General features: G+C 52.6%; 18 protein-coding genes. All 18 read right to left on the reverse strand.

The window, feature by feature from the left end; translation table 11 throughout:
- Positions 1–4 precede the first annotated feature (4 nt).
- Positions 5–1,195: a DegT/DnrJ/EryC1/StrS family aminotransferase gene (locus tag Pla144_RS22670; protein WP_146452991.1), complete on the reverse strand. Its 1,191-nt coding sequence runs from the start codon at positions 1,193–1,195 to the stop codon at positions 5–7.
- Between the two features lie 49 nt (positions 1,196–1,244).
- The gene (locus Pla144_RS22675) at positions 1,245–2,033 is read right to left on the reverse strand and encodes a cephalosporin hydroxylase family protein (protein WP_146452992.1); all 789 of its coding nucleotides are present in this window, start codon (positions 2,031–2,033) and stop codon (positions 1,245–1,247) included.
- 45 nt (positions 2,034–2,078) lie between these two features.
- Positions 2,079–2,936, reverse strand: coding sequence for a sugar phosphate nucleotidyltransferase (locus Pla144_RS22680; protein WP_146452993.1), 858 nt, complete (start codon positions 2,934–2,936; stop codon positions 2,079–2,081).
- A complete protein-coding gene (locus Pla144_RS22685) occupies positions 2,933–4,009 on the reverse strand; it encodes an NAD-dependent epimerase/dehydratase family protein (RefSeq protein ID WP_146452994.1) in 1,077 nt (358 codons plus the stop codon). The genes Pla144_RS22680 and Pla144_RS22685 overlap by 4 nt, the downstream gene beginning before the upstream one ends.
- A complete protein-coding gene (locus Pla144_RS22690; protein ID WP_146452995.1) occupies positions 3,997–5,052 on the reverse strand; it encodes a glycosyltransferase family 2 protein in 1,056 nt (351 codons plus the stop codon). The genes Pla144_RS22685 and Pla144_RS22690 overlap by 13 nt, the downstream gene beginning before the upstream one ends.
- Before the next feature lie 364 nt (positions 5,053–5,416).
- Positions 5,417–6,790 (reverse strand): lipopolysaccharide biosynthesis protein, encoded by a 1,374-nt coding sequence (locus Pla144_RS22695; RefSeq protein ID WP_146452996.1) that lies wholly within the window; start codon positions 6,788–6,790, stop codon positions 5,417–5,419.
- Between the two features lie 100 nt (positions 6,791–6,890).
- Positions 6,891–8,231, reverse strand: coding sequence for a glycosyltransferase family 4 protein (locus tag Pla144_RS22700; RefSeq protein ID WP_146452997.1), 1,341 nt, complete (start codon positions 8,229–8,231; stop codon positions 6,891–6,893).
- Positions 8,232–8,527: 296 nt separating this feature from the next.
- Positions 8,528–8,740: a (Na+)-NQR maturation NqrM gene (gene nqrM / locus Pla144_RS22705; protein WP_146452998.1), complete on the reverse strand. Its 213-nt coding sequence runs from the start codon at positions 8,738–8,740 to the stop codon at positions 8,528–8,530.
- A 17-nt stretch (positions 8,741–8,757) separates the two neighbouring features.
- Positions 8,758–9,762 (reverse strand): FAD:protein FMN transferase, encoded by a 1,005-nt coding sequence (locus Pla144_RS22710; RefSeq protein WP_231936515.1) that lies wholly within the window; start codon positions 9,760–9,762, stop codon positions 8,758–8,760.
- Positions 9,763–9,814: 52 nt separating this feature from the next.
- Positions 9,815–11,038, reverse strand: coding sequence for an NADH:ubiquinone reductase (Na(+)-transporting) subunit F (nqrF, locus tag Pla144_RS22715; protein ID WP_146452999.1), 1,224 nt, complete (start codon positions 11,036–11,038; stop codon positions 9,815–9,817).
- A 40-nt stretch (positions 11,039–11,078) separates the two neighbouring features.
- Positions 11,079–11,432, reverse strand: a complete 354-nt coding sequence (locus Pla144_RS22720) for a four helix bundle protein (protein ID WP_146453000.1) — start codon at positions 11,430–11,432, stop codon at positions 11,079–11,081.
- Positions 11,433–11,475: 43 nt separating this feature from the next.
- A complete protein-coding gene (gene nqrE, locus Pla144_RS22725; RefSeq protein WP_146453001.1) occupies positions 11,476–12,084 on the reverse strand; it encodes an NADH:ubiquinone reductase (Na(+)-transporting) subunit E in 609 nt (202 codons plus the stop codon).
- Positions 12,085–12,088: 4 nt separating this feature from the next.
- Positions 12,089–12,718, reverse strand: coding sequence for an NADH:ubiquinone reductase (Na(+)-transporting) subunit D (locus Pla144_RS22730; RefSeq protein ID WP_146453002.1), 630 nt, complete (start codon positions 12,716–12,718; stop codon positions 12,089–12,091).
- 5 nt (positions 12,719–12,723) lie between these two features.
- Complete coding sequence (locus tag Pla144_RS22735) at positions 12,724–13,527, reverse strand: Na(+)-translocating NADH-quinone reductase subunit C (RefSeq protein ID WP_146453003.1); 804 nt, start codon at positions 13,525–13,527, stop codon at positions 12,724–12,726.
- Positions 13,517–14,734, reverse strand: a complete 1,218-nt coding sequence (locus Pla144_RS22740; RefSeq protein WP_231936517.1) for an NADH:ubiquinone reductase (Na(+)-transporting) subunit B — start codon at positions 14,732–14,734, stop codon at positions 13,517–13,519. The genes Pla144_RS22735 and Pla144_RS22740 overlap by 11 nt, the downstream gene beginning before the upstream one ends.
- 82 nt (positions 14,735–14,816) lie before the next feature.
- Positions 14,817–16,190 carry a Na(+)-translocating NADH-quinone reductase subunit A gene (locus tag Pla144_RS22745; protein WP_146453005.1) on the reverse strand — a complete coding sequence of 458 codons (1,374 nt, stop codon included), beginning with the start codon at positions 16,188–16,190 and terminating at the stop codon, positions 14,817–14,819.
- 184 nt (positions 16,191–16,374) lie between these two features.
- Positions 16,375–18,780, reverse strand: a complete 2,406-nt coding sequence (locus Pla144_RS22750) for a glycoside hydrolase family 15 protein (protein WP_146453006.1) — start codon at positions 18,778–18,780, stop codon at positions 16,375–16,377.
- A gap of 71 nt (positions 18,781–18,851) precedes the next feature.
- Positions 18,852–19,469 carry a MarC family protein gene (locus tag Pla144_RS22755; RefSeq protein WP_146453007.1) on the reverse strand — a complete coding sequence of 206 codons (618 nt, stop codon included), beginning with the start codon at positions 19,467–19,469 and terminating at the stop codon, positions 18,852–18,854.
- Between the last annotated feature and the right edge of the window lie 48 nt (positions 19,470–19,517).

Consider the following 19,517-nt stretch of genomic DNA (forward strand, 5'->3'; position numbering starts at 1 on the left):
CCATTTACCTAGTCGGTGTTGGAGTAGAAACAATTTCTTCGCTGAGTCGGCTTAAAACAGCGGAAACTCGCACTACGTCCTCGCGAGTCATTCTCAAATTGCTCGGCAGATTAAAACCATAGGGACTCTCGTCGTAAGCCACTCGATTCGCCTGCTGAGCCTCGTGTCCGCTGGGGGTGTCACAATATGGTGGAAGGGAACTCAGTGGATAGTAGAGCGGACGAATGTCGATATTGCAGTCTTCCAGTTCCCGCATGACACGCAGCTTATCGAGTTGCCTACCACGCTCGATGGAGACGGCAGGCAGCCAATACGAATTAATTAGACCCTCCCGTTCGGTGTGTATCTGATACAACGGAATCTCCGCTAACTCTTGACAATACCACTCGTGTATTTGGCGTTTGCAGGTCACTAGTTCCTCGGCCCGCTCGACCTGAGCTAACGCCAAAGCCGCTTGCATGCTACTCATCTTGAACTTATTGCCGAGTTCGAAATGGTAGTAGTAGCGATCAAAATCCTCATAAAACCGCGTCCCATCCAAGCGACGCCCGTGGTCCCGCAGGGTCAAAGCTCGCTCGTAAAGATCGAGGCGGTCGGTGACGAATAAGCCTCCCTCGCCTGAGGTGACTGTTTTGGAACCATGCAGGCTAAAAATGCCGATGTCGCCGAAGGTACCCGCCTTGCGGCCTTGCCAACTTGACCCGAAGGCTTGGGCGGCGTCCTCAACGACGGCAATTCCACAACGGTCCGCAATCTCGCGAATCCGCTTGTAATCTGGCATATCGCCGTACAGATCGACGACAACCACGGCTCGGGTGCGGGAGGTGATTTTCGCTTCCAAGGACTCGGCTGAAAGGCACCAATGGTCGGGGTCGACATCGGCAAACACAGATCTAGCACCGACATAACTCACGGGTGCCGCGCTGCCAATCCAGGTCAGCTCAGGCACAATTACTTCGTCCCCCGGTCCAATGCCCAACACCATCATCGCCAGATGAATGGCCGAAGTTCCAGTCGGCGTAGGCACCACATGTTGCACCCCCAGATACTCCGCAACCGCCGCTTCCAGTCGCTGGTGATATTTCCCGGCATCGGAGTACCAGCAATTCGTCACTGCATCGGTGACGTAGGCGATTTCTCGCTCGGTAATAGAAGGGCCAGCACAGTGAATGCGTGGTTGGTTGGAGTCTACCATCGATTTTCTTCTAGCTATACGAACCTCAGAACACGTTCCCAAAAAGTGCTTATCGAATTCGCTTGAGCCAGCCCCCTGGGGCGTAGGTAATCGGTTCAGTCAGAGGAGACTCATTAAACTCAAATCCGGGGGTTTCGAGGACAAAATCGGGATTCTGTTCGGCAAAACAACGAGCGGCCTCTTGCGGATTATTGGTGCGCCAATCTTCGTTCGGACGATCGTCCTCAAATCGTGCTAAACCGGCCAACTCTTGCATTAGTCCGTCCGCCGCTACTATGTACGAGCCAACCGTCACCAGCGGCGAATAATTCTTCAATTCCTGTGCGACGTGATCCCGAGTATGGTTGCCATCTAGCATCACAAACACAGTTTCATTCGGACGAATCATCGACTTCACTTGTTCAACAGTTTCCGGTGCATTCGAATCATCTTCGATCAACTCGATGCGGTCGAACAATTCGTGACTTTCCAGAGCGGTGCGATTATGCGGGCGAATCTCGATGTCGATGCCGATGACACGCCCCTTGCCAAACATTTTGCACAGACTGGCGTAGTAGATGAGCGACCCGCCATGGGCAATGCCCGTCTCGACGATGACGTCGGGTTGAAGACGGTACAGCACTTCCTGGGTGCGGACCATATCCTCGGGCAATTGGATTACCGGACGTCCCATCCAGGTAAACGTGTAGACATGTTTATTCTGCCAGCCGCATTTCAGCCAAGCGTCTGATAGTGCTCGAAACGTCTCTGGAGAGGCAATCGGGCACTGGATCACGCCTTTTGGCGAGGAAATGAGTGCCTGCCCTGACTCCCAGTCAATTTCAAGTTTATCCACCATAGCTATCTTCTAATCTGAAGTGTAGGGATTCCCAACACGCTATCGCTATCGAGGATGCGAATTCGACAGCGAATCATGCTTCCCGTAGGGATTCTTCCAGTGGAGAAACTTCTGTGGATCGTCCTGTCCTCGGTCCCATACCTCCCAAGGTGTTTCTCCTCGAGAGTACATTTCGTCGAACCGTTGCTTGTCCTTATGGGTATCCATACAGCCCCAGAAGCCGTCGTATTTGAAGGCGTTCAGACGCGAATCAGTGATCAATTTCGAGAAGCACTCATGCACCAAATCGTCGCCGTCTTCCAAGTAGTCGAAAATCTCGTTACGGAACAGAAAGTAGCCGCCGTCGATCCACGTATCGGATGTGCTGATGGGTTCGATGCCGCGAACTTGCCCTTGCTCGCCGATAAGCACCGTGTGGAACGTCTGGTTTGGCTGCACAGCCAGAAATGTACCGATGGAATCGCGTTCGGCGGCAAAGTCGACAAGGTCGGGCAGGTGAAAATCGGTGAGCCCATCGGAGTAGTTGGCGAAGAACATCTCCTCGCCTTCAAGATGCTTCTTGACCCGCAGAAGCCGTTGCCCGACATTCGCTTTAGTACCAGTATCAACGAAGGTAATATTCCAGTCCTGAATGTCGTTGTCGAGCAATTTGATGTCGCGACCACCATCCGACAGCACAAAGTCATTCGATAGACACTCATCGTAGTTCAGAAAATACTCCTTGATGGCATCCGCTTTCCAACCCAAACAGAGTATGAAATCCTTATGGCCAAAATGGGCGTAGTACCGCATCACATGCCACAATATGGGCCTATACCCCAGCCTGACCATGGGTTTGGGGATCGACTCAGAGTAGTCACGCAGTCGCGTGCCGAAGCCGCCACAAAAAAGTACGACTTTCATTTTGTCATCTCGCCAGAAGGTGAATATTGAAAGGCTTCCTCGGTGGCCGGTTCCGTCCAGCGCAACTCTTCGTCAATCAATCCTTGGGCTCCAAGTTGCTGAAGTCTTGCCAGTCGGCGGAAACTGGGCCCGCTCGCATCATTGGCTGTCAACGGTCGTGTTCGGTACGCTGAGAGCAATTGCTCTACACCCCGGGCAACGGTCCATTGCGGATTGAACCCGGGCAAGCAACGTTCTGCTTTGCTGAAATCTACTCGATAGCAACGCAGATCGGGACCGGCGTTCGGAGCATACTCAATTGTAGCGTCTGGAATCGCCTGGCGAATGAAATCTGCCAATTCCGAAATCTGGTAGTTTTCGCTTGTCGACCCAATGTTGAAAGCTTCGTTGTGGACTGCTTCTTGGGGGGCCTTCAAGGCGGCAATAAACGCCCGCGAAATATCTTCGACATGTACCAACGGACGCCAAGGAGTGCCGTCGCTGAGCATCAGGATTTTCCCCGACAAGAACGCTGATGCCACCAGATCGTTGAGCACCAGATCCAACCGCAGACGCGGCGACACACCATAGGCGGTCGCGTGTCGCAAGAAGACCGGCGTAAACCACGCGTCAGCTAAATGGCTGACGTCGCGGTCGATTAGGGCCTTGCTCTTTCCATACGCTGTCACTGGATTGAGTTGGGCGTTCTCGTCAATCAGAGCGTCTCCCGCCTTGCCGTAGATGCTGCACGACGAAGAAACGATAAACCGGCGTACTTCCGCCTGTTTGGCGAGTTTTGCAAGTCGCAGTGTTCCTTCGTGATTGAGTCGCATAGTGAGATCAGGATCGAGGTTGCCCAAGGGATCATTCGACAGTGCAGCCAGATGCACGATCGCATCAAAACCGATCAATTCGTCCACTGCCACATCGCGCATATCCTGTCTACGCAGCACATAACCATTCGGTGGTTGTTGAAACATGCAATCGTTAAACCACCCAACATCGAGACCTTCCACATCGCAACCGGCCTCTATCAGCCGAGTCGTGAGAATACTGCCGATATATCCCTGGGAACCCGTTACTAAGACTCGCATTGAAGTTTTTCCGCTTTCTTGTCAGCCGTTTTCAAAGATGCAGCACAAGAGTTTTTAGCAGCCGTCGTCCCGCAGTTTGCGCTGGTTTTCTGCCGGGATTCTTTTTCGATTTCAGATAAATACGTATGATAACCGCCACCGGTGCCTTGCTTGCGGAAAGTGGCTTTCAGCACTTTCTTCCACTTCGATACTTGGAGCAGGTATCGAAGCAAGACCTTGTAACAACGCAACCGCTCGCTCGTACCGATATCAAAACGATGCACGGCTTGCCAATGAGCCCGCAACAATCGCCAACGCATGAACGTGAAACGCGGTTTTACCCGGGGATCGATGTAGTCCTGCAGTTCTTGCTCAGTCTTCAGCGACCCAGAAGCCTTAGGATGCACACGCAATAGGAATAACGTTTCGGGGATTTCATAGTATTTCCCCAACAGCGCGAGTTCACCTAGAAACACTTTTTCGGAACCATAGTGCGGCTGATACACGCCTGTTTTGGCTACGACTTCCCGGCGGTGCAATGCGTAAATATCTAGACCGGTGTGCGCTAACAAAACCGACTGAAACCGTTGGTGAGGTTCCGGAGAGGATCGGTCCCAACCGTCCCCGCTCAGCAAACTTGCGTCGAGACCCTCGGCGACGTTCAGCAACTGACCTTCCGGACCGATGTGGCTGTGTCGGCAGAAACACCACAGCACCTCGGGATGGTGGTCGAGAACGTCTACCGCCTTTTCCAGAAACGTCGGCAAATGAATATCATCATCCGCCGCCCATTTGAAATACTCAGCCTGAGACAGTTCGAACACTCGGTTATAATTCCAGGCACACCCTAAATTCTGTTTCACCCGATGGTAAGCGATTCGGCTATCCAGCTTGGCATAATGAGAGCAGATTTCCTGAGTTCCGTCGGTAGAACCGTTGTCCGAGATGATTAGCTCAAAATCACCGTATGTCTGTCCCAACAGCGACTCGATTGACTCCCCCAAGTAAGTCTCGCCGTTGTAAACCGGTAGACCGATACTGACACGAGGTTCTGAATTTGCCATAGCTGATGCTCAGTTCTTCGCAGAGTATTTAAGCGGGCGATGATTTGCTGAACAACGGAGCGTGTACATTGCGTTTTTTGAATAAGGCCAATCTAAGCCGCCAACACATGCCAACTCTCTTAATCGAGTTTACCGCGTCGTGGCACTGCTTCGCTTGGGTAGGCGGGATATAAAGTGCGGGCTATTTTACGTGGTGTGCGGTATGCTCAGGTCGGCGTCTGCAGACAAGAGAACATTCATCCGCAGCGCAATCGCGTCTGACGATTCCCAGCAGCTATTACGATTAGGCTAATACTTCACGATAAATACGCTGCCCTCGAATGTCAACTTTTACGTAAGCTGATAAATTCGGGCCGACAAGTATTCATTCCTTTCTACCGTCGAACGCCGCTGAGACGAGCGCCTGGTCAGTAGATTCGTTGTCAGCAGCAATGATCGGATTATCCGCAATATCGGAAGCAACCGTCGATAATGTACTTCGTTCGACTATCAATCGGCGGTAACACATGATCGCAAAAGCCGAGCCGACGCTGATTCCCAGCAGTCGAGACACGGCTGCACCGATCAAACCGAAACTTCCTACCAGGGGGATAGCCAGTGACAGAGTCGTCAAGATACTAGCCAGATTGGACCGGAAGAGAAGATCCGTTCGTTCAAGTACAGTTAACCCGGATATCGCTCCAATTCCTAGGGCAAAGACCATTTCGCCCATTGCCAACAGCACTAAGAGATTCTGATGCCCTGTAAACTTGCTTCCGAATGACAAACTTAGGAACTGATCTCCTGCCACATACAGCGTCAGCGGCAGCAATCCCATTCCCAGGGCAAGAATTAATGTTGTCTTTCGCACTACGCGCTCTAGACCCAGAATCCCCTCCTCAGCATAAGCTGAGGCAGACTTCGGACTAAGCACATTTTGCACGGCAACCATCAATGGCGCCGAAAGCCCCACCAGCGCTGCACAAGCCGAGTAAACACCCGTTTGTGCCTCGCCCAAGAAAGCCGCAATCACCCACGGCAAGGATTGAACCGCAGCAATGGTCGTGCATTGACTCGCCGCCAGCCAGCGCCCCAAAGACCAGTTTTTCAAGAAATGCGGAACGAATCGTTCGTGGTCGATACAAAAAGCAACATGCTGATGCAGCCACCAGCCGAAACTCGTCAGGGTATACACACCGGTGACTACCAGAAAGCTCAGTGCAGCAGTCAAAGCATCGAAGTAAAATAACGCCGCCATCATGGAAAGCTGCAAAACCGCAATCGCCATATCCACGACTAGCGCTCGGCTCAAATGCATAAACGTGTAGTCAAATCGCCGCGCGAATTGACGCACCATGCGAAAGGGGACCGAGATAACCATCGCGGTGAATACGAGGGCAAGCTCTGAGTAACCGGCAACGTAGATCACCATGGTCACCAACAAGAGTACCGAGCTTGAGAGCGCGGCCAAACCTAGGACTTGAGCCATGGCACTACCTGCGTAGGTCGACCGTTCGTCGTCGGGCATCTGGTGAACGAACACAGTAAAGGGCGAAGTTACCAGCGCTTCGAGCACGGCCAGAATCAAGTACCAAGCGGTCATCGCCAATGCGAAATACCCCATTTCGGTAGGCCCACACTGTCTTCCTACTAACACGGCAGTCAGAAAGTTGGTGCCTCCAACGACCGCCTGATCCAGCATGGCCATGCCACTTGTGCGTATGTTGCGTCCATGAATCAGTAAAGTTAGTCTTCGCATGAGGTTCTCAGTACATGGGAATTGGTCAATTGACCAGGCTGGATGCCCAAGCATCCTTCATCCTATAGACTCCATTCGAGCAAACAGATGAGCCCACAATTCATCTGAAGGCCACTTCGGCTAGATTTGTCGTCGATCTGCTTGGGATTTTAATCCGAATTTCATCCGGCGACCTGCCGTGCTTCTCCAATACCTGGCGATAAATCTCCGCCAATCGCTCTCCCTGTCGGTCCCACAAACAAAGCTCTGCCTGCTCCAAAGCTGCGTCGCTCATGCGACGAACAAGATCCCTATCCCGCGCGCATTCGGCAACGGCATCCGCAATTGATTTAATGACCGCTTGGGGATTGGTCACAGGAATCTTGATGCCGCATCGTTCGGTAACAATGTCATGGGCCCCCTGATGATCGAGGCATATCACCGGGAGCCCATTAGCAAACGCCTCTAATATGACCGTGCCTGTCGTATCTCGCAAACTGCTAAACACAAACACATCGGCCCATCGGTATTGCTGAAGTGCTTCTTCGTGGGGTATGCGGCCTAACCACTCTATGTTTTCTGAAATTCCTAAATCGAGCCCTAACTTTTGAAGATCCTGGTGAAGTTTACCGTCTCCCACCACACGCAACTTAAACGACGAATCACTGGGCAAGCGTGACAGGGCATGCAGCACCAAATCGAGCGCCTTACTAAAAGTGAGGTTACCTATCCACAGCAGCCGCAAGGGTTCGCTCGGGTCGCGCTGCTCGTGGTGCTTACCCACAATTTGCTTAATTCCATTTTCGTTTAATAGAATAGCTGGGTAACCAAGCACTTGTTCCACATACCGTTTGGCAGTGGAGTTGGCGGTCAATCGTACGGCTGCCCGCGCTGCAGCAAGCCGGACCCGCAAACTGGTTCGCAGTTGGATGGAATTGCAAATGGTGCGCAAGTTCTCTTTGATCCGCGACAACCCCCATGGCAATGAGAACCGCCAGGGACAATTCTGCACACCTCCGATAGGGCCCCATACAAACGGAATCTCCAGCTTCCAGAGATACCCAGGTTCTCGGTAACCAATAAAGTTGACATGATGGACCAGATCAAAACCGATATCAGCGTGCAGCTTTTTTGCAAGTAGAAAGGCCTGGTAATGCCACCCTTTAAAAGCAAAGAAATTTATAAACGGCAACCACCTACTGAACTTGTGAATCGCGCACTGCAATTTGGGTTGAGGAAGGAACACAAAAGTCACGTGCGGAATCGATCCGTTCTCTTCTAAGTACTGCTCTATCACCCCTTGGCAATCGTCAGCACAACAGATGACCCACACGTCGCAGGTTCTGCCCATCTGGGTGGCCCAATTCCAGCCAACCCCCTGCTCTGAACCATAGTACGGTTCGCACGCGTAGGCAACTTGCAGCACACGGGGCCGGCGCGGTGAGGGGGAAGAAGATTTCATTGGGTGTCCGTCATCGACGAGCTAGTTGAAAATTGAGGTTCAAATTAACCGAAGAAACGGCGTCCAAGTCAGATAGGGCTGTGCACAGCCTCGGGGCACTGAGTGATCGTCTCTGGAACCATCGGTTGGCAGTGAATTACGCTTGCACTGGGTAACACAAAGGAGCAAACCCCAGTCTAATCAGACCCATGAGAAATGTCATGCATTTTGCCGGACGTTCAGGTCAATGCCCCCCGACACCAGCCAAAGGATAACCGGTGTATTGTCTTTGATTCCTACTAAGACAAGCGGAATACTCAATGAGAAGCGTTTTCCAAGGGCTCGCCTTGGCACTCGGGCGAAGGATTGGTGCAACCTTCGCACAGGGTGTTTCCGTGGGAATCGCGCATGTTAGCCAGTCCTCCGCAACTTCCCTTAATGCGACGATTCGAGACGATCACCCCCACCGCCATCGCACTCAGCGCCACGGCGAATACTACGATCGAGATTAGAATGTAAGTGCCAGTCAATTTACTGCTTTTTCCTTTCAAGGGATTCGATGAGGGAATCCTGAACTCGCTCGCTCCTCGATTTGATCGTCCTTCCCGCGAATAAGAAACAACGCCGCCACGTCGTGGTCCTCACACCAATCATATCCGCTTTCCTCTCCCATGACCAACAACGTCGTCGCCAGCGCGTCAGCCTCCATACAGGTGTCGGCGACCACTGAAACGGTTGCCACCTGGTGCTGTACCGGTCGGCCCGTCGCGGGGTTGATCGTATGAGAATAGCGGATACCGTTCTGCTCGAAGAAATTGCGATAGTCTCCCGAAGTGGCCAAAGCAGAGTCTTCCAATTCCAAGACCTCGCGGACTGTACGACCTGTCTCGTCAGGCTGCTCGATGCCAATCTTCCAGGGAATATCTCCCGGCTTGTGACCTTGAGTGCGGACCTCGCCGCCGATTTCTACCATCGAGGATCCGATGCCTTCTTCGATTAGCAATTCGGTGACAGCGTCGACGGCATATCCCTTAGCCACTGCCGACAGATCAAGATAGATGCCAGGAATAACTTTGCGAAGGGCAGGGGGGGCGAGTCGAGCTTCGACATGCCGATACCCAATCCGCTTGAGCGTAGCGTTTATTTCCTCATCACTGGGCGATTTGGAGCGTCGCCCGTCGGGGCCAAACCCCCACAAATTTACCGCAGGTCCTACCGTCGGATCGAACGCACCTCTTGAATCCTCCGCCACCTGCAATGCATACGTGACTACTTCTGCAGTCTCCTGGGAGACAGAAAACCAATCGTCCCCGTCTGACTGGTTGAACAGTGAAAGTTCTGACTCAGGGTCGTACGTGGACATCATTCGATTAATCGCGGTGAGTCGATTGTCCACAGCCTTTTGCAAAGTATTAAGATCTAAGTCCTTACTCGGCAATACAACACTAATAGAATAGCGAGTCCCCATGGTGGGGCCAGAAAAATTCTTGACACCAGCAGCAGACGCAGCAAGCCACATGGAGATAAAGGTGGGTACACTAAGAAAAAACAATAAGACTCCACAGACTATTAAGCACCCTTTGTCATCAGGGTATATAAAAGGCTTACCCACCGAAGTCGTCATAGGCAATGTTTTCTTTCTCGACACCCAGATCGTCGAGCATCTTGAACACGGCCGCGTTCATCATCGGTGGGCCACAGATGTAATACTCGATGTCTTCCGGAGCGGGATGGTCCTTCAGATAGTTGTCGTTCAACACCTGATGGATGAAGCCGGTGTAACCATCCCAATTGTCTTCGGGCTGCGGTTCGGAGAGGGCGATGTTGAACTTGAAGTTCGGAAACTCCTTCTCGATCTCGCGGAAGTGGTCCACATAGAATAACTCCCGTAGACTTCGACCACCGTACCAATAAGACACTTTACGATTGGTCTTGAGGTTTCGGAACAGCTCGAAGATGTGGCTCCGCAGCGGTGCCATGCCTGCCCCACCGCCAATGTAGACCATTTCGGCATCAGTGTCCTTAATAAAGAACTCGCCGTAAGGTCCAGAGATGGTCACTTCGTCTCCCGGTTTGCAACCGAAAATATACGACGACATCTTTCCTGGTGGCGTCCCATCCGGAGCGCGTGGCGGGGGACTAGCCACGCGGACATTAAGCATAATGATCCCTTTTTCGCCGGGATAGTTGGCCATCGAATATGCCCGTGTCACAGTCTCGTCAACTTTGGACACATAGCGCCACACATTGTACTTGTCCCAATCACCGCGGAAGCGCTCGTCGATGTCGAAGTCTTTGTAAGCCACTTCATGAGGCGGGCACTCGATCTGGATGTAGCCCCCGGCCTTGAAGTCGACATCCTCCCCTTCGGGCAATTCGAGTAGAAATTCTTTGATAAATGTGGCAACGTTGCGATTTGACTTGACTTTGCAGCGCCACTTTTTTGTGTCGAAGGCTTCGGGAGGGACTTCGACATCCATGTCCTGCTTAACGGCAACCTGACAAGAAAGTCGCATCCCTTCGCGTGCTTCAAGCTTACTTATGTGAGCTTTTTCAGTAGGCAAAATGTCGCCGCCACCCGAGTGAATATGAACTTTGCACTGGGCACAGGTTCCACCTCCACCGCAGGCAGAGGAGACAAACACACCCGCATCAGCCAGCGCACCAAGCAACTTGCCCCCCGCAGGGACAGATACCGATTTCTGCTCGTTGATCCGAATATTGACGTTTCCAGATGCGACTAGCTTCGCTTTCGCTGCCAGAATAAGCAATACCAAGGCCAACACGACCACAGTAAACATCAACATGCCGATTAAAACTTCAAACATATAGTAGCCTTTAGCTATTGGCTATTAGTAATTGGCAAGACTAGGACCGCAGACTCTTGCCTAGAGCGTTTAACATCTTCTTAACTTCATTGATCGCTTGGTCAAACTCAACATAGAGGGGTTCCTGCATCTCGCTTAAATCTCGAGCTAAGAGAAGATGATAGTCAACCTCGGAGGCAGACCCACTGGCGATATCGACAAAACGACGTAAGTCGCCTACCGTTGACCTGCCACAGCCTTCTGCGAGATTGGCGCCGATCGATGCTGATGCTCTGCGCAACTGTGAAGTCAATCCGTAGACTTCAGCTCGGGAAAAGCTCCGAGTCGTCTTGTAGATATTCAAGGTTAGTTCATGAGCCTTCTTCCAAACCTGCAGTTGTCGAAAGTCTCTCATAATTCTCTCCTAATTGCCAATAGCTAACTGCTAATAGCTCTTCTCACATCCCGCCGAACGACATGAACGCCAAGGCCATCAAACCCGCGGTCATGAAGGTAATGCCCAAACCCTTGAGTCCGTCTGGGACATCGCTGTATTTCATCTTTTCACGAATGCCAGCCAGGGCCACGATGGCTAGCGCCCAGCCCACGCCGGCACCAAAACCGAACACACAGCTTTCAGGAAAATTGTAGTCTCGCTCCTGCATGAACAGCGAGCCCGCCAAAATTGCGCAGTTCACGGTAATCAGCGGCAGAAAGATTCCTAGTGCATTGTAGAGAGGTGGGAAATAACGGTCCAATGTCATTTCCAATATCTGTACCATCGCCGCAATCGTGCCGATGTAGGTAATAAGTGAAAGGAAGGTTAGGTCGATATCACTATATTCGCTGCTGATCCAACTCAGAGCCCCCGGCTTCAGCAAATAATTCAGCAGCAGATTATTGGCAGGCACTGTTATTGTGAGAATCACGATCACCGCGATCCCCAAACCAATCGCCGTCTTCACCGACTTCGAGACCGCGATGAAAGTACACATTCCCAAAAAGAATGCCAGGGCCATGTTCTCCACGAACACCGACTTCATGAATATCGAGAGATAATGTTCCATGGTCTTAGGCTCCGTGTTCCACTTGTTCTGGCTTCCAGGTTCGCTGTGCCCAGATCAACAAGCCAATGAGAAAAAATGCACTCGGCGGCAATAGCAACAGCCCATTCGGGACATACCAGCCGCCATCGTTTACTGAAGGGAGGACAGGGTATCCCCAGAGTTTGCCAGCCCCGATAAGTTCGCGACAAAAACCCACGATGAGCAACACGAGGCTGTAACCTAACCCTGCACCGATCCCGTCGGCAGCACTTAGCAGGGGAGGGCTCTTCATCGCAAACGCCTCGGCCCGACCCATCACGATACAGTTCGTAATGATAAGCCCGACAAAGACCGAGAGTTGCTTGCTGATGTCAAAGAAATATGCCTTTAAGAACTGATCCACAATGATTACCAGCGAGGCAATGATCGTCATTTGCACAATGATACGAATGCTACTGGGTATGTAATTGCGGATCATGCTCACCGCAGCATTCGAGCAACCGGTCACGAGTACGACCGCCAAGGCCATTACCGCAGCAGTCTGCAATTTGCTCGTCACGGCGAGTGCGGAGCAAATCCCCAACACACCCACGGTGATCTGGTTCTTGTCGACCAGCGAACTCAGAATCGCTTCTTTATACTTAGCGTCAGCCACGAGTATTATTCTCCTGTTTGTGCGGTAAGTTTTTCCAGATAGGGGCCGAATCCCTCGGGTCCCATCCAGTACTGCACAAGTTTTGTTACGCCATTACTAGTAATTGTCGCGCCTGAAAGCCCGTCAACTTCAAACTTGGCCATCGGGTCATCAGGGGGCACAGATCCCTTAATGACATGCAGGGCAATCTTGTCCCAATCTTTTTTTGAATGGAGTTGCTTGCCTGGCCAAAGGGCCGTCCATTGAGGATTCTCGATTTCACCCCCCAAACCGGGAGTTTCACCATGCTCGTAGAAAGTGATGCCTCGCACGGTATTGCCATCTGCATCAATAGATATAAACCCATAAAGCGTTGACCAGAGTCCCTTGCCATGAATCGGGAGAACCACTTCATCGAGTTTGCCAGTTTCGTCTTTAACTTGATATGCAAAAGCATACTTGGCCCGTTGCTTAATGCCTCCTAGCGCCGAAGTGGGTTCGACAGGGGCATTCATTTGTGGATCGCGGGCCGCGTCCCGTTGATTGTATTTCGAAGGATCGACGACATCACTGCCGACCGGTTCGCCGGAGTCCAATTCCAGTAGGACACTTTCAATCCTCTCGGCAAACATCTCTTCGATTTCTGCGGGGGAATTCTCTCCCTCCTTGTATAGCCCGGCTGCCACCAGCACATTTTTCTTTTGGTCAAGCAGCTTGTTGGACTCTTGTTTGCTGCGCAGTCCAACAGCTGCACTAGCAACGAGCACCGAACAGACCACGCACAACACGGTGGCAACCAGCAATGTGTAGGGTACGCTATCACGCCGCATAGCGAGCCTCCCTCCGCTTAATGTTCGCTTGGACGACAAAATAATCAATCAACGGCGCAAAGGTATTGCCAAACAAAATGGCTAGCATGATTCCTTCTGGAAAGGCCGGATTGATCACGCGGATCAATATCGTCATTACACCGATCAAGATGCCGTAGAACCATCGACCGACGTCAGTCATGGCTGCCGATACAGGGTCAGTAGCCATGTATACCGTGCCGAAGGCAAATCCACCGATTACGAAATGCCAAAACGGGTTCAGTGTCATCATGGCGTTTTGAGTTGCGTTGCCGCTGAAAATCCAAAAAAGCCCCGAAGTCACGAACGCCCCAGAGACGACACCCGCCATCACTCGCCAGGAACCAATCCCCACAGAGATCAATAGGACCGCCCCCAGCAGACATGCCAAAGTCGAGGATTCTCCCATCGAACCCTGGATATAACCAAAAAAGCAATCTAACCAGGAATAGCCTGTGAGTGCGGGAATGGTATCTGAAACTTGTGCCGAAGCCATCGCACCCAAAGGGGTGGCTGCCGAGAAGCCATCAGCAGCCGTCCAAATGGTCATGCCCGTGAGTTGTGTGGGATATGCGAAATACAGAAAGGCACGACCAGTAAGGGCGGGGTTGAGAAAGTTTTTTCCGATACCACCATAGATCTCTTTGCCGATCACCACTCCAAACGAGATTCCCAGTGCCACTTGCCAGAGAGGAATGGTTGGTGGCAGGGTCAACGGAAATAGCGCACTGGTAACCAGAAAGCCTTCATTAATTTCATGCTTGCGCACGCTAGCAAACAACCCTTCCCAGGCACCCCCTACCGCAACGGTGACGAAATACACTGGGATAAAAAAGAGTGCACCAAGCACCATGTTGTCCACGAAACTCGCCGGATCGTGCCCACGCCCCAAGGCGGTCATGACATCTTCCCGCCACCCTTCAATAGGGGTTCCCTGCCCGTTAGCAATCGCTAGGTTTGCCTGATAACCCGTATTGTCCAAGGCCATAAAGAAGCAGGGAGCCAAAGCCACAACCACCAAAGACATCATTCGCTTTAGGTTCATCCCATCACGAACATGGGATGCACCTTTGGTCGTGTCACTTGGAGTGTAAAGAAACGTATCGATCGCTTCATACATGGGGTAGAGCTTTTCCAGCTTACTACCTTTGCTGAAAGCAGGATGCAGTCGATCTAGCAGTTTCCGCAACACAAATGTTTCCTTAGTTTTAAATGCTATTAGCAGTTAGTCGTTTTTAGTCACAGGTGGTCGAACGACTAATCTCTAAGCTCTAACCTTCCACTTCGATTTTCGTCAGCGTATCTCGGAGCAAAGGGCCAAATTCATGCTTGCCAGGATCTACGTAAGTACACAACGCCAGATCCTCCTCGTCGAGTTCTAAGACTCCAAGTTGCTGGGCGAAATCGCTATCGCCAACAGTCAATGACTTGAGTAGCGGAGTGGCGATGATATCCAGCGGCATCACTTGCTCATACATACCGATCGGAACAATTGCTCGCGGGCTTCCTTCTGTGCCAGTATCAAACTTGAAGCGGTGAGAATTGCCGGCGACGCTGCTCCACGCAGAGGCGAACACACGACGCACAGAGAACTTGTCTGCTCCTGGCTTCATCCAGCCTAAGAAATCCCGTTCTCCTCCCTCAGCCAGCAAAGTCACCTGGTTGTGGAATCGTCCTAGGAAATCTATGGGGGGCACACTACGCCTTCCCGAAAGCACGCTGCCCGAGATCACCCTCACTCCATGCCTGGACGGAGTAGTAAACTGCCAAGCAGTGAGTTCTTCAAGCGACGCTCCAATACGTGTCCGCACTAGTCGTGGCGAGTTTACCACAGGGCCGGCAATTGAAACGACCCGCTCGGTGAGCAATTCGCCCGTCAGGAACAAATGACCCACAGCAATCACATCCTGATAGCCGATATGCCAAACGGTCCGGCTACGGTCTACAGGCATAAGCGTGTGAATATGCGTACCCACCAAACCCGACGGATGGGGGCCATCGAATGCATGAAACTCGACAGGAGTCTTCCCTTCGCCGGGTATCTCAGACGCTGCCTTGCGGCAGACATAGGTAGGTCCATCGCTCAGTCGGCTCAAGACTTCAAGTCCGGCGACGAAATCGGCGGGTCGCTCGGCGATGACTATACTCGGATCGGGAGCTAGTGGATTTGTATCCACTGCTGTGATGAACAATGCATTGGGAACTGAATCTATGACGGGAACCTTGCTAAATGGCCTCGTCCGCAGGGCAGTCCACATCCCCGAAGCAACAAGCTGCTCGCAGATCTGTTTGCGGTCTAGCTGGGTCAGATTCTGGTCAGGAAAGGCAGCAAACTTTTCCTGGTCTTCCCCTTCGATCTCGATCACCAATGAGAGGAATTTCCGCTTGGCTCCACGGTTGACTCCCACGACCTTACCAGCAGCAGGGGAGGTGAACTGCACGCCGGGGGTCTTCTTGTCGGTAAAAACCGCCTGCCCAAGTTTTACGTGGTCCCCTTCAGAGACGAGCATGGTGGGCTTCATACCTACGTAATCTGACGCCACGAGAGCCACATGTCGGATAACGGGACTTTCGGAGATCGCCTGCGCAGGCTCCCCTTCGATTGGCAGATCCAAACCCTTGGCGATCTGATGGACGCTGGTCATGAACTTGGAATTGTCCCGGGGGGCAGGGTTTTAGTGGGCGAATCCGCACAGCAGGGGTTTGTGAATTTTTTCACAAATAGACCCGCGAGTCAATAACCTACTACTGGCAAAGGCTTTCTGCAAGACCTATCCCTCCCCACAAAGCCGCGACCGCTGGTCGCAAACTGTCCTGGCCACACCACCATCACAAAAGCTCAATCGAAAAGTCGCGTTTTTCCCAGCGCCGGGCGACCACCCAGAAAAAGGTGAATTGTAGGGGCGAGTCGCCGTATTCACGCGTCGGGATATCGATGTAATGGACACCGATCCCTGTGTCGGTGGAGTCGCGGTCTGATTGTGTCTTCCAGCCATCGGTTGACATCCGCAATCGGAAGGCAGCCTGCGCTTGAATCCGGAGTATTCGGTCCCGCCGCATATGTTGAATTTGGCGATTAAACTTCCAAACCTCGAAGTCGATTCTCTCGCGGCGTTTGCAGTAACGGTCTGCTACCGCCGGTATCCGGTCGAAAACCTCGCCATCATTGATAGACCGCAAGAGCTTAATGTACTCTGCATGAGCCCACATCAATGGCATAGCCGAACCGGTTGGTCTACCGAATTGCATTCGCAATTCGAGGTCGTCGGCGGTGTCCCAGATTTGCTCGGGTAGCAACCCTGTACTATTGGCGAAGGATTCGAGGGCTCGCAAAAGTGGTTTCACATCGCGACCGGCAGTCAATTCATAATGGGCTCTCTCCCCTGTGAGCAAAGGCCAAGCGCGTCCCTGCCCCCAACCGACGAACGGTCCGCCATCGGCTCGTTGTCCATAACCATCACGATTGTAGCGTCGCCAGCAGGGGCCAATCGGCGTTTCAACTTTTAGGGTGGCGTCGACGACTTTCAATGAGTCTTCGATCAGCGGATCGTTCGGCAGGCGAATGCCGAAACGCACCAGTTCGAGAAAGCCGGCATCCACGATCTCCTTGGCGGGAAATACAGCCTTCAAACCGGGAGCCCGATTCTTCAGAAAGAGCTTTCCGCTGTTGGGATCTTCGTTTGGCGACGACTCGTTGAGATCAATCGGATGAATGCGGATGAAATGCCTGCGAATGCCTTCTACGAGTGTTCCAGTGGTGGTAACGGTCCACTCTTCGATGTGGCTTTCTAAGAAGTCGGCGTATTCGTGAAGATAACGCGCGAGGTTCGCTTCACCGCGGTCTTCCGCAAACTTCGCTGCACACACCAGGGCGGCAATATTGGAGGCCAGCGTTGAAGGGGAGTAGCCGCTATTCTCCTCCCAACGTTCCTGCGGCGTGGCGGGACCCTTGCGAATCAAGTAGCCAGCGGCGGCGCGAACCATCGGCCAAGGATCAAATTCGCGGAGACTCTTTGCTTCATGTAGTTTCCAGGCTAGCAGAATTGGAAAGGCAACTTCATCTAGTTGAATTCCGCTCCAGTAGGGTTCCCCATTAACCCAAAAGTTTTGGTGGAACCCGCCATCAGGACACTGGGAGCAGGCTAGGTACACTAACGCCCGAAAGGGGGTCTCCGTGTTGCCAGAGGCAAGCAGCCCCAGTGCGCTGTTGACCATGTCGCGCGTCCAAACAAGATGATACCCCCCTAAGTCGTCGTCCCCTTTGGCTTCACCCCACGGGATACTCAGCGAAGCGATCATGGCCCCGGGATAACGTTTGTCCTCATGGGCGAGCAAGAGGCTGTGGCTAATTCGATAGAGTCGCCCTCCGTCTTGGGAAACCTCGTCGAGTTTCACAGTCGTGCGACAGGCGCGCTCCCACTGTTCTTGAAATTTTGCTACTTGGCTCTGAAAAGGGATCGCCAGTGACTGCGACAGGGAGGTAGTCGCTCCATGAAGGTGATCCGAAAAAGCCAGGCCAAGTACAAACTCTTCAGTACCCTCCTGAGTATTCTCCAAGGGAATTTCAGCAATCATGGCGACATTACCATCCGCCGCAATGTTGAATTGCCAATCGAGCAGTTTATTGCTCATCAAATCCTGCCAGCCATCCGAGACGCCGACGTATCCACACGAAGCGGCTGAAAACGCGCGCGTGCAACCCAGCGCCAGCCAACGTTGCCGATGACTCGCAACCAAGATGCGCTCGCCGTTCACCAAGGCAAGTTGCGCGGTGTTGTCCCAACCGCCGCCGTCTAGGTGCGGCGCAAGCAGTGCATAGAGGCGGAGTTTGCCACGCCATCCCTTCGACGGGATAAACCGAGTATGTACCAGCACACAGGCTGAATGGGGGGCTGAGATAATCTGTTTTTCAATGCGGTAGCGACCCTCATCGTCCTCGTTTATGATTTGGTATCCCAGCGAATCGCCACAGAGCCGTTTGATCGAGTTTTTTGTGTGCCGGCGTTCGTCGTGACAGAATGTCTCTCCATCGGTGATCATGAATTGCAAATCGCGAATTTGCGGCTGATCAATCGTAGGATAATACACCTCACTAAGAATCCCAGCAGAAACAGTCCACCAGACCGGACTGGAGGAAGAATAAGCGGTTCCCACGCCATCTTTGTCACTGCGCGTCCAGCGCGGCTGAATCCCCGGAGCGCCGAATGCCGGCCGGTTGCTGAGTAATTCGGTCATAGACTTCCCATTCCTATTTTACCTCTCCCGCTTGCGGGAGAGGTCGCCGCCTCAGCGGCGGGTGAGGGTCTTCACACCCCATCAAACATCGGCTTGAGTTCAACAAACGCCTGGAGAATCATTTCTACAGCAAGCCCAGCGAGGATCATCCCCATCACGCGCACTACCAGACTCGAACCCGCTTTGCCGAGATACGCATAGATTCTGTTGGCTTGGAGGAGCAAGATCAAGGTGATCCCCAGCACGGCTAGCAAGAGGCAACTCGTCGTGATTTGCTCGACAATCGAAAACTCACGATTATCAGTCAACACAACCGAGGCAAGAATAGCCCCCGGACTGGCAATCGACGGGACAGCGAGCGGGTAAACAGCAATGTCGTGACCTTCTGCACCACCAGAACTCTCTGCCGCAGCGCCGGAGCCGAACACCATTTGCAAACCAAAGAGAAAAAAGATGACCCCTCCCGCAAGCTGAAACGAAGCAAGCTGGATGCCAATCGATCCGAGGAACAGTTGCCCCAGCACAATAAAGACCAACAGAATCACGGCGGAATAAGCAATCGCACGCCGGGCGATCCTCCCACGTTCTTCCGGCGCCGCGTTGGCCGTCAGCCCAACGAAGATCGTCAGTGTGCCGATCGGGTCCACCGTGGTAAAAAACGTAAGAAAATCCGCAACGAGTTGATCCATGTGGCTCTAGGATGGCACCTCATGGGCTGCAATGCAATACTCATCGTA

Origin of the sequence: Bythopirellula polymerisocia (genome assembly GCF_007860015.1) — a bacterium.
In the GTDB taxonomy this organism is placed as follows: domain Bacteria; phylum Planctomycetota; class Planctomycetia; order Pirellulales; family Lacipirellulaceae; genus Bythopirellula; species Bythopirellula polymerisocia.

Excerpts from the sequence above, each read along its gene's own strand:
- Pla144_RS22695 (WP_146452996.1), bottom strand. The coding sequence starts at position 6,790 with ATGCGAAGACTAACTTTACTGATTCATGGACGCAACATACGCACAAGT.
- Pla144_RS22745 (WP_146453005.1), bottom strand. The coding sequence starts at position 16,190 with ATGACCAGCGTCCATCAGATCGCCAAGGGTTTGGATCTGCCAATCGAA.
- Pla144_RS22675 (WP_146452992.1), bottom strand. The coding sequence starts at position 2,033 with ATGGTGGATAAACTTGAAATTGACTGGGAGTCAGGGCAGGCACTCATT.
- Pla144_RS22735 (WP_146453003.1), bottom strand. The coding sequence starts at position 13,527 with ATGCGGCGTGATAGCGTACCCTACACATTGCTGGTTGCCACCGTGTTG.
- Pla144_RS22680 (WP_146452993.1), bottom strand. The coding sequence starts at position 2,936 with ATGAAAGTCGTACTTTTTTGTGGCGGCTTCGGCACGCGACTGCGTGAC.
- Pla144_RS22720 (WP_146453000.1), bottom strand. The coding sequence starts at position 11,432 with ATGAGAGACTTTCGACAACTGCAGGTTTGGAAGAAGGCTCATGAACTA.
- Pla144_RS22670 (WP_146452991.1), bottom strand. The coding sequence starts at position 1,195 with ATGGTAGACTCCAACCAACCACGCATTCACTGTGCTGGCCCTTCTATT.
- Pla144_RS22750 (WP_146453006.1), bottom strand. The coding sequence starts at position 18,780 with ATGACCGAATTACTCAGCAACCGGCCGGCATTCGGCGCTCCGGGGATT.
- Pla144_RS22755 (WP_146453007.1), bottom strand. The coding sequence starts at position 19,469 with ATGGATCAACTCGTTGCGGATTTTCTTACGTTTTTTACCACGGTGGAC.
- nqrF (WP_146452999.1), bottom strand. The coding sequence starts at position 11,038 with ATGTTTGAAGTTTTAATCGGCATGTTGATGTTTACTGTGGTCGTGTTG.
- Pla144_RS22700 (WP_146452997.1), bottom strand. The coding sequence starts at position 8,231 with ATGAAATCTTCTTCCCCCTCACCGCGCCGGCCCCGTGTGCTGCAAGTT.
- Pla144_RS22685 (WP_146452994.1), bottom strand. The coding sequence starts at position 4,009 with ATGCGAGTCTTAGTAACGGGTTCCCAGGGATATATCGGCAGTATTCTC.
- Pla144_RS22690 (WP_146452995.1), bottom strand. The coding sequence starts at position 5,052 with ATGGCAAATTCAGAACCTCGTGTCAGTATCGGTCTACCGGTTTACAAC.
- nqrE (WP_146453001.1), bottom strand. The coding sequence starts at position 12,084 with ATGGAACATTATCTCTCGATATTCATGAAGTCGGTGTTCGTGGAGAAC.